The sequence below is a fragment of the Marispirochaeta aestuarii genome (assembly GCF_002087085.1).
In the GTDB taxonomy this organism is placed as follows: Bacteria; Spirochaetota; Spirochaetia; order JC444; family Marispirochaetaceae; genus Marispirochaeta; species Marispirochaeta aestuarii.
The window spans coordinates 16,612-27,317 of sequence record NZ_MWQY01000030.1 but is presented as its reverse complement, the minus strand read 5'-3'; the positions used below and the strand labels follow the sequence as shown (position 1 = coordinate 27,317).

Here is a 10,706-nt window from a genome sequence, read left to right as displayed (position 1 = left end):
GACGAGGCTATCGACCGCCGCCTGCCTGGATGAGTTTATGTGCGTTCGCCCTGGGGTCAAGGGCGGTTGTCAAAGAGCCCGGGCTTAAGTATTTTATTTCAAGGAGTTACTATGCATGCCAGCAGCAGATCCTTCCGGACGGGCAGGCGTTTTCTTGCCCGGCATCGTCCGCAGATCGCCCTTGAGTATTTCCGAAAAGCACTGCGCAGCTGTCCTGTAGACGAGCGTCAGGAGCTGGTCAGAACGCTGTTCTATATCGGTATCGTGCTTAAACAGGTCGGACTTCCATCATCGGCCCTGAAAACCTGGCTGACCGCCCGCGGTCTGCATAAGCGCAGTTATGCCGGCAGGATGGCGGATCGCTACATGAACGATTACGGAATGCTCCGGCAGATGAGCAGTGAGCTGGACGACTGGAATGCCTTCTACTCCGTTCAGCTGAAAAAGTATCTGGAATCAAAGCGCAGCCGTAAAATAGGCAGCCAGGGCGAAAAAGACATGATCTGGGATCTTATTTTCGAATACTGGCAGGGTATTCTTCGCTCCGGGGTACTCCGGGGGAAAAGCAACAGCGAAAAGCTGGCTCTTTTTTCTGATGTTGAGATAATTTTTCCCTATTTTTCACTTCCTGCGGAAAAGCACGAGATTATTCAAGTGGATTTCTTTTCCAGATCCAGGGTTTCCCCCGACGATCCCTGTCCCTGCCACAGCGGACTACCCTATGGGCAATGCTGCGGACGCATTAAATGCGACGAAGAGCTCCTGTATGGTCTTTTTTGACGCAGTATAAGCGTATAAACAGCTAAATGGGTTATATCGACACAGTCGGCATTTTCTATATTTCTGATTATAAAAGTAATGCATTATAATTATTTATATAGTAAGGAGATAACAATTTTAACAATTCCTTCTGAGTTGGCATGTAGATTGCATCTATATTATCAGGAGGCATAAATGGCCCAGAACAGACGATATAACGGCACAAGAAGTACATACGATGACGAAAACGTCCTTTCCATGTATCTGAAGGAGATCAATCAGATCCCCCTTCTGACCAGGGAAGAAGAGGATAAGTACGCCAGAGCTGCTGCCAGGGGCGAACAGTATGCCAAGGATATGCTCGTCAAGTCGAATCTGCGCTTTGTGGTCAACGTCGCCAAGAAATACCAGAATCAGGGACTGCCCCTGACCGACCTGATAAGCGAAGGCAATATAGGCCTGATGAATGCGATAGAGCGCTTTGATGTGGAGAAGGGGTACCACTTTATCTCCTACGCTGTCTGGTGGATCCGGCAGGCAATTCTCAAAGCCATCTGCGAGAAATCCAGGATGATACGGCTTCCCCTTAACCGTGCGAATGAACTGGTGCAGATAGAAAAAGCCAGAAAGGAGCTGCAGTCCGGAAAAGCAGAAGACCCCGAACTCAAAGAGATCGCAAGGGCGGTTAACATGGATGAATCCCATGTCCTCGACCTGATCAACATATCCAGAGACCTGGTTTCCCTGGAAACTCCAGTGTACAACGAAAAGGATTCGTCCCAGCTGGGTGATTTCATCGAAGATTCCGGTTATGAACATCCTGAGGACGCAGCCATTGAGCATTCCCTGATCGAGGATATCAATGAAGTCCTGAACACGCTCACGGAAAAGGAGTCGGAGATAATCCAGTACCGCTTCGGCCTGAACGGTTTCAGTCCTCTCTCGTTAAAGGAGATCGGCGACAAGTACAACCTGACCAAAGAGCGGATCCGTCAGATCGAAAAGAAAGCCATTAAACGGCTTCAGCACCCCTCCCGGAGTCAGTATCTCGAGGCCTATACGGCTTGATCTGTCCCACGGGTTGAATATAATGCCCCCAATTATCACATATGTGGTATCGGGGGCTTTTTTTTATTTTGTATTTCCTATATAGTGTGGAACTGGTAAGACCAATTGTTATGCGAATTCTGGCCGCTGGAAAAACGGCGGTAACAAATATGGAGGAAGAAATTATCTATGGAGAAATTCGTCTATTTCTTCGGTAACGGCAAAGCCGACGGAAACGCCGGCATGAAGGAGCTTCTTGGAGGAAAAGGAGCAAATCTCGCTGAAATGACAAACCTCGGGATCCCTGTACCCCCGGGTTTCACGATCTCTACAGCGGTGTGCAGGGCCTATTATGAGAATGACCGTACCTATCCTTCGGGTGTACTGAATCAGGTCGATGAAAACCTGGACAAGCTCGAGAAGCTGATGGGAAAAAAACTGGGTGACCCTGAGGATCCCCTGCTGGTGTCCGTACGTTCCGGTGCAGCAGTTTCCATGCCCGGTATGATGGATACCATCCTGAACCTTGGCATGAACGATCAGGCCGTCAGGGGAATAAGCTCCCAGACCGGGAATCCCCGCTTTGCCTGGGACGCCTACCGGCGCTTTATTCAGATGTTTGCCAATGTAGCCATGGGCATGGACATCGACGTTTTCGAGGAAATCCTGGCAAAAATGAAAAAGAACAAGGGTGTTGAGCTGGATACCCAGCTTGATGCCGGAGACCTGGAAAAGCTTGTAGGACTGTACAAGCAGGCGTACAAGAAACATAAAAAAGAGGAGTTCCCCCAGGACCCCAAAAAGCAGCTCAAGGCTGCCATTGACGCGGTCTTCGGATCCTGGAACAACCCTCAGGCCATAAAATACCGTAAAATCAATGCCATCGATGGTCTTCTTGGAACAGCAGTAAATGTCCAGACCATGGTGTTCGGCAACTTTGGAGATACCTCCGGTACCGGAGTCTGCTTTTCCCGGGATCCTTCCACAGGAAAGAACGTTTTTTACGGAGAGTACCTCATGAACGCCCAGGGAGAGGACGTGGTGGCGGGAATCCGTACCCCCGAGCCTATTTCTTCCCTGAAAAAGACGAATCCTGAAGCCTACAGGAAGCTTGTGGCACTGAAGGACCGGCTGGAGAATCATTACCGGGACATGCAGGATATGGAATTTACCCTCCAGGAGGGAGAGCTCTTTATTCTTCAGACCAGGAACGCCAAAAGGACCGGAGCTGCAGCGGTAAAATGCGCCGTCGACATGGTGGACGAGAAGCTCATTGACGAGGAGACGGCGGTAAGCAGGGTAAGCCCTGCACAGCTCGACCAGCTCTTTCATCCCAATATCGATCCGAAGCAGAAACAGGTAATGGAGCTGATAGCCACCGGACTGAACGCCTCCCCCGGAGCCGCCACCGGCCAGGTTGTTTTTTCCGCTGAAGAGGCGGAACGCTGGGTCGCCGTCGGGCAGAAGGTACTGCTGGTCCGGAAAGAGACCAGTCCGGAGGATATCGGCGGTATGCATGCCGCAGAGGGCGTTCTTACCTCCACCGGCGGAATGACCTCCCACGCGGCGGTTGTCGCCCGGGGTATGGGCACCCCCTGTGTCGCCGGCTGTAAGGATATCGTAATCACCGGAAAGAGTTTTACCGTGGGAGGGAAGAAGTACAAGGAGGGTGACTGGATCACCATTAACGGAACCACCGGGAATGTCTATTCCGGAAAGGCAATCCTTTCCGTTCCCAAAATGACCCAGGACCTGACCCGCTTTTTAAGCTGGACCGATAAAATCCGGAAATCCGCGGTACGGCCCGGCCTTAAGGACAAGGGCATCGTTATCCGGACCAATGCGGACCAGCCCAATGATGCCAAGGTAGCCCGCTCCTTTGGCGCCGAGGGTATCGGTCTGTGCCGTACCGAGCACATGTTCTTCGACGATGGAAAACTGGAAATCTTTCAGGAGATGATTGTTTCCGATACCCTGGAGGACAGAAAGGCGGCCCTGAAAAAGCTGCTTCCCCTGCAGAAGAAAGACTTCGCGGGGATCTTCAAGGCCATGAACGGTCTTCCCGTTACAATCCGGCTCCTCGATCCGCCGCTTCACGAGTTTGTTCCCTCCACAGTCAAGGATATCAAGACAATCTCCGACGAGCTGGGAATCAAGCCTGCAAAGCTGAGGGAAAAGATTGCGAACCTTAAAGAAGCAAACCCCATGCTCGGGCACCGGGGATGCCGTCTTGGGATCACCTATCCCGAAATATACGAAATGCAGGTGGAGGCAATAATGCTTGCAGCCTGCGATGTCGTAAAATCGGGAGGGGATATTCATCCTGAGATTATGATACCCCTGGTGGGAACCAGGGAAGAGACCCAGATAATGCATGACCGGATCGAAGCCGTGGCGCAGGACGTGCTCGCCAGGCGGAAAATGAGCATCAACTACTCTGTGGGGACCATGATCGAAATTCCCAGAGCTGCGATGACCGCCGACGAGATTGCAGAACATGCGGACTTCTTCTCTTTCGGTACCAATGACCTGACCCAGATGACCTACGGTTTCTCCCGGGACGACGCGGGAAGTTTTATTCCCCTCTACCTGGAGCAGAACATCCTGCACCACGACCCCTTCTCCAGTATCGATATTTCCGGAGTCGGACGCCTGGTGGCCACCGCCGTTGAGCTTGGACGCAAGACAAAACCGGATATGAAGATGGGTGTCTGCGGCGAGCACGGAGGAGACCCCCGGTCCATCGAGTTCTTCTATAAAACAGGTCTGAACTATGTCTCCTGTTCCCCCTTCAGGGTTCCGGTGGCACGGCTTGCAGCGGCACAGGCGGCTATCGCGGCCAGAACCTGATATTCTCCATGCCGACAGTCTTTGATGTTTACAAGATTCTGTCAGCTGCCTACGGATACCAGGGGTGGTGGCCCCTGGTATCAAAACGCGACAGCCCCGGTTTCGACAGCCGGGGCTATCGTCTTTCCCCTGCACTGCATCCCCTTAACAGGGCAGAACGTTTCGAGATTACCCTTGGAGCAGTCCTAACCCAGAATACCAGCTGGAAGAACGTGGAAATGGCCCTTGAAAACCTGCTTAATGCAAAGGCTCTATCCCCGGAGAGTATTGCGGAAATCTCCGTGGCAGAGCTGGAAACACTTATCCGGCCCAGCGGGTACTACCGGCAGAAAGCGCGGCGTCTCAAGGAGCTTATCCCCCTTCTCTTTGGAGAATCAGACAGTGGTACAGATGGCTCTCATGGAAGGAATTTTCTGCTGTCCCTGAAGGGGATCGGTCCGGAGACTGCTGATTCGATTCTCCTGTACGCCGGTAACGAGGCCTCTTTTATTGCGGACCTGTATACACGACGTTTTCATGCCCGTCTTGCGGGAGAACAGAAAATAGGTGAATATGAAAGGGTGAAATCAATCTTTGAAAAAGCCCTTCCCAAAAAAGCGGACCTCTACGCCGAGTATCACGCTCTTATCGTGAAGCACGGAAAGGAGCACTGCAGCGCCCGGCCTGTCTGCCGCGGGTGTCCGTGCAGTTCATTCTGTCTCAGCAGTCAGGGAGCTTGACTACGGTGATTACGCGGTGGAGTCCCGGCGGCAAGCCTGTTCTGCTGACTCTGCTTCTTGTTGTGGGCTTCTCTCTCTATTCAATTGACACGGAAATCCCTGAGCTGTCGCTCCTTTTCAGGCTGCCCACGGGAGGAAGGGTAAGCGGACGGCCCATGGAGGACCATGACGGCATGTTTCTTGCAGCTTCGGAGGACCGCTATCTGTACCGCGTCGACCGGCAGGGACAGATTCTTTCCCGCTCCGATCTTCCGGGGGTGCCCCAGGGCTTTAACGCCCTGGGAGTCGACGGCACCGTCTATATTTCCTTTCGCAGTTCCCTTGCAGCGATAAATCCATCCGGTGGACTCCTGTGGCGGCATCACCTTTCCGCGCCCCTCGCTTTCGATCCGGTTATCAGCGCTGATGGACGGATTTTTCTTGTTGACGCCTCCGGGACCCTGACTGCTCTTGATCATCGGGGAGAACTCCTGTGGAAGGAGACCCTGAACGGCGGCCCGGGAGGACAGAGCCTGATCGATTCCCGGGGCGTTTTGATTGTTCCCGACGGCTCCGGGTTCCTGAATGCCTGGCTGCCCTGGGGACGTTTTCTCTGGCGTTTTCGCCTGGCAGGCAGGCAGACGGCGGCACTTGCCGCCGAAACAGCCCTTTATGCTTCCAGCGACGAAGGGACAATCGCAAAGGTTTCCCTTCAGGGAACCCTGCTGTGGACGAGGCGGCTGGAAAACTTTGCCCTTTATCTTGCAGAATTCAGTGGAGGAATCGCTGCCCTCGATGCCTCGGGCAGGCTTAGCTTCCTCAGCCGGGATGGTGAGATGCTGCATGATGCGGTGTATGCAGTACCTCGCCCGGTGGGGCTCTTTTCCCTGGAAGACGGTCTGCTTGCCGTCGGCGGGGGAGGGGGAGTAAAAACCTTTTCCAGGGAGGGGGAACTCACAGGGAGCGGCAGCATCCCTTCCAGACTGACCACGGCGGGACTGTCCTCCACCGGAGGACTCATCGCCGGCAGTGAAGACTGGAACATCTATGCCCTTGCAAGCAGGGCCCGGGACAATCAAGTGTGGAGCGGTCCCGGGGCTGAGACCGGCAATCGCTGGAACAGGCGTTTTGTCGGAGCAGCACGACCGGTGGAGATATGGAAAAGTGAACCTGATTATCTGCTGCTTTCCGCTCTCATGGCTTCCGGCGGACGGGAAGGCCGTGAGATGGCTCTTGATATTATTCAGGAGATTCTGAACAAGAGCAGCCCCGGTGATCGACGGTATCCTCCCTACTATGGAAATTTTGCCCGCGATATTGCCGGGGAACCCTTCGAAAGGCCTATTCTCCAGAGCGGACGTGTTGTCAACGACTACCCGGATCTGCGAAAAGAGGCCCTGGAACTGCTCTCCCGGGAAGCCGCATATGCCTCATTGCATACCCTGCGCACCGCCGCAGCCCGGGAGTGGTTTTCCGACAACAGGATCGTCGCCATACAGGGGCTCGGGCGTATTGGAAGCGATCCCGATGCCAGGTCAACCAGAACTATTGCAGGTATTCTTCTGGCGGGGAACACAATTGAAACGAAACCCGGCCTTACCGCGGTTTCCATGGAAGCACTGCACAGGATACTTGCATATAATGGGTCTGCTCCCGACCGCTCGCTCTACGAATGCGCTGTTGAAGTATATCGACGATCCAGGGACAGGATGTCCCGTGAATGGGCGCTTAAAATTCTCCGCTTCGAAACCTGAAGATATGAGAAATGGGCTGTCAAAACCGGTCCTGTGGCTTATACTGAAGATGTGTGGAGGTTGCTATGAAAGGTTATTTCCGGATACTGCTTGTTCTGCTGCTGGTTCCGGCCTTGTTTGCCCAGGACCTTGCGGAAACAGAATTGAAAAGCATCGATATCGGGACTGTTGAGTTTGTAAACTACGAAGGTCCCCATGAGAGAATCGATACCCTGGCCCAGATTCTGGGGATCGGCCGGTCTCTGGCTGCAGGTCTTGCGGAAGGAGGCGAGGGATTTCTCTTTGACGGAAAATACCGGGTACGGCGTATTTTTGATGCCGGAGCAGTACTCCTGAGCGCTGATATCTTCATTCTGGAGCCGGACGCCCGTGTGGACCATGTCCGCAACCTCAGGAGGATTCTCGCCGCTTATCTTTCACAGGCCTTCGACTACAGTTTCGCCGATGCCGAGATTCTTGCCGAGTTTGCCACCTACTACAATGCCGTTTACCGGGGAGATATGGAGTATATCGGTCAAAAGTACCAGGACCGGGTCGTCAGCAACCTTGATCCGGATAAGGCAGGTCTTGCGACGGTCTATTCCCAATGGCCCGGGAAGACCCAGATGCTGCTCCCTTTGCGGGTTCTCCCCTTAAGCGGAGGAATCGGGGCCGTTGATATGGATACCCTTACCGAGGATGAGGTAATCGCCAAACTCCAGGAGGATGAGGACAAGGGCATCCCGGAACGCAAGGAGATGACCGAACTCAAGGAAAAGGAGATTGAAGCTGACGAGGAGCGCATAGACAGCGCCAGGGCGGAGATAGCGGAGGATGAGGCTGAGATCAGCGCAGAGGAACAGCAGCTTGAAGCTGAACGGCAGGATCTTGAACGCCGCAGGGATGAGGCCGCCGCCATTGAGGACGAGGGAGAACGGGCCGCGGAAGAGGCGGCCATAGCTGCTGCCGAGGAAGATGTCAGCCAACGGGAAGCGGCCCTGGATGAGCGCCGGGAAGCCGTGGATGAGCAGAAAGAGGAGGTCGCCAGGGCGGAACAGGATGTCCAGGAGCGGGTGGAGCGGATCCGGGAGGAGCGCGAAGAGATCGCTTCGGATGAACGGGGTATCCTGGAAGACCAGAGGGAAGAGGCCCCCCCGGAAGTGCCTTTTCTATATATTGTTGAGGGACGGGAAAACTTCAGAATGCTCGTTTCCGCGTTATCCGGCACCGGAGAAATCCGCAGACGTTCCGGGATAAACACTATTCGTTCACGGGATCTGCTGATCCTCGGGGACTCCTACCTCGTGGTAGCAGGTGAGACCGGGGGCAACAAGGCTGTACGCCTGGTTACCATCGACCCGGTGAGCTTTGAAATGAAGAACCAGGGCGATACGGACATGTATCCAATGAGCTTTCTTCTGCTTGATCGCCGGAATGTATACGGCATAGCCGACAGCAACGGATACCGGGTAGCCCGATTCAATACGGATCTTTCATTACAGGCCCTTTCGGAAGTGACGGTCAATCCGGATACCTGGATAAGCCTGCGGGAGGGAAAACTCTACGTACAGGACAGCGGAAGGCTCCTGGTCCTGGATCCGGTATCTCTGCAATCTGTTTCACCCTAGACAAGCTGATCAGGAGGAGTATGTGTCTGCATTTACCGGACGAAGCTTAACGGTTGTTGAGGATTTTTCCATCGACGAACAAGTGTATCTGTACGAAAAGACCCGGGAGCTCAAGGAGCGCATTCGCTCCGGCGCCGATGTCTCGGATTTTAAAATCGGCGACAGGAGCCTGGGGGTATACCTTGTTTTTCTGGAGGACAGCACCCGTACACGGGAATCCTTTGCCAACGCAGCCCAGTTTCATGAGGTCAGAGTAAACCACTTTAATACCGCCACGTCTTCCTTTAATAAAAACGAAAGTATAACCGACACCATCAAGATGCTCTTCGGCTATAGTGACAAATCTCTTTTTGTCGTGCGGTCCCGACAGGAAGGCCTGTGCCGCTGGCTGCATGACGAGCTGGGGGCCTACGCCGAAAGAATATCCATGCCCAGACCGGTTTTTATCAATGCCGGGGACGGCAAGCACGAGCACCCCACCCAGGAATTCCTGGATGAGTTCAGTTTTCTTGAACAGCAGAACTGGAACCGCGATCACCTGCGTATAGTACTTGTGGGGGATCTTTTTCACGGCAGGACCGTACATTCCAAGGTGGACGGTCTCAAGGTATTCAAGAACGTGGAAGTCGATCTCGTCGCTCCCGAAGAGCTGGCCATGCCCTCCTACTATGTGGAGCGGATGAAAGACAACGGATTTAAGGTCAGGGAGTATCCTTCCATCGAGGAGTACCTGGCAACCGGGGATCCGGCGAAAATCTGGTACTTTACCCGGCCGCAGCTCGAGCGGATGGGTGAGGAAATCCGGGAAAAGGCTGCCGTGTTGCGAAACGCGATTACCTTCAGAAAGGAATATATGGGACGCCTGAAGGAGGGGACCCGCTTTTATCACCCCCTTCCCCGGCATCGGGAATACCCCACCATTCCGGGATTTCTTGATCATACATCCCTGAATGCCTGGGACGAACAGTCAACCAACGGCTATTTTACCCGGATTGTGGAGATCGCTCTTTTGGCGGGAAAACTGGGAGACGGCTTTACGGGATCAACGAGGCAGTGGGAAGAACTCCCCGATGATTTTATTCAGGAGGCCCCGGTGGGCAGCGGTAGAAAGCCCGAGTACAAGGTGGGTATTAAACCGGTGGAGCGGGGAATCGTGATAGATCATATAGGCAGAGGACGGGACCTGAAAAAGATCTGGGACCACATCGACAAGATACGCAGGATCATGGGTTTCGACATTCGCTCGTCCCACGGGGTCTATCACACCAACGACAGCGAAATATTTAAGGGAATAATCTCCCTGCCGGATATCATCTCCTTCGACGAGAGCCAGCTCAAGATGCTGGCTGCCATTGCCCCGGGATGTACCCTCAATATCATCGATGACAGCAGGGTGCAGAAGAAGTACCGTCTTCGTATTCCCCCGAAGGTCTACGGATTCAAGGAGATTTCCTGCAAGAACGAGAACTGCATTTCCCGTCCCGAGCTGTTTGAGAATGTGCAGCCCGAGTTTATCCGGTCAAAGGGTAACCGTTTTGTCTGCCGCTACTGTGACCACAGCCACTCGTTTCATGAGATCTGGGATTTTTAACGTCGTTTCCTGAATTTGAACAGACGCTTGAAGAACCCGGTTATCGATCGCCACAGCCGGCGAAAGAAACCGGGGTTCCTCAGCCTGGTGAGGCGGGAGTAGCCGTCCGCCAGCTCATCGGGATTCAGCGGGCGGCGGTGCAGGTTTTCATCGATCTCCATTTCAAGTCTGTCCGCATCACTAAGGTTATCCACAACGCGTGCTTCTATTTTCTGCCATCCCAGGCGTTTGACCGCCTCAAGGCGCCGTTGGCCGGCAATCAGCTCGTACCTGGGAGTAACGATAATCGGGTTCATAAGACCGTAATGGCGGATACTCTCCATGAGCTGATTAAGGTTTCCAAGGTTTACTCGAATGCGGTTCTTGACGCTTATGTCCTTAACATTGATCTGCATACACG

At 53.7% G+C, this 10,706-nt stretch carries 8 protein-coding genes; 7 read left to right on the top strand and 1 reads right to left on the bottom strand.

The features are described 5' to 3' along the window. The first annotated feature begins 111 nt into the window (after positions 1-111). The 7 genes from B4O97_RS18030 to pyrB all read left to right on the top strand — a co-directional run bounded on the left by B4O97_RS18030 (position 112) and on the right by pyrB (position 10,306). Positions 112-780, top strand: coding sequence for an SEC-C domain-containing protein (locus tag B4O97_RS18030; RefSeq protein ID WP_083052915.1), 669 nt, complete (start codon positions 112-114; stop codon positions 778-780). A 174-nt stretch (positions 781-954) separates the two neighbouring features. Continuing rightward, on the top strand, positions 955-1,827 hold the full coding sequence (locus tag B4O97_RS18025) for a sigma-70 family RNA polymerase sigma factor (RefSeq protein WP_083052914.1): 873 nt from the start codon (positions 955-957) through the stop codon (positions 1,825-1,827). Positions 1,828-1,995: 168 nt separating this feature from the next. Further along, a complete protein-coding gene (ppdK, locus tag B4O97_RS18020) occupies positions 1,996-4,656 on the top strand; it encodes a pyruvate, phosphate dikinase (RefSeq protein ID WP_083052913.1) in 2,661 nt (886 codons plus the stop codon). An 8-nt stretch (positions 4,657-4,664) separates the two neighbouring features. Then, a complete protein-coding gene (locus B4O97_RS18015) occupies positions 4,665-5,375 on the top strand; it encodes an endonuclease III domain-containing protein (RefSeq protein ID WP_083052912.1) in 711 nt (236 codons plus the stop codon). A 5-nt stretch (positions 5,376-5,380) separates the two neighbouring features. Beyond that, positions 5,381-7,108 carry an outer membrane protein assembly factor BamB family protein gene (locus B4O97_RS18010; RefSeq protein ID WP_083052911.1) on the top strand — a complete coding sequence of 576 codons (1,728 nt, stop codon included), beginning with the start codon at positions 5,381-5,383 and terminating at the stop codon, positions 7,106-7,108. 65 nt (positions 7,109-7,173) lie between these two features. Further along, positions 7,174-8,715: a P83/100 family protein gene (locus B4O97_RS18005; protein ID WP_083052910.1), complete on the top strand. Its 1,542-nt coding sequence runs from the start codon at positions 7,174-7,176 to the stop codon at positions 8,713-8,715. Between the two features lie 22 nt (positions 8,716-8,737). Then, a complete protein-coding gene (pyrB, locus tag B4O97_RS18000) occupies positions 8,738-10,306 on the top strand; it encodes an aspartate carbamoyltransferase (protein WP_096348907.1) in 1,569 nt (522 codons plus the stop codon). Here the strand turns inward: pyrB and B4O97_RS17995 are convergent. Next, positions 10,303-10,701, bottom strand: a complete 399-nt coding sequence (locus B4O97_RS17995; RefSeq protein ID WP_083052908.1) for a ParB/RepB/Spo0J family partition protein — start codon at positions 10,699-10,701, stop codon at positions 10,303-10,305. The genes pyrB and B4O97_RS17995 overlap by 4 nt on opposite strands. Positions 10,702-10,706 lie beyond the last annotated feature (5 nt).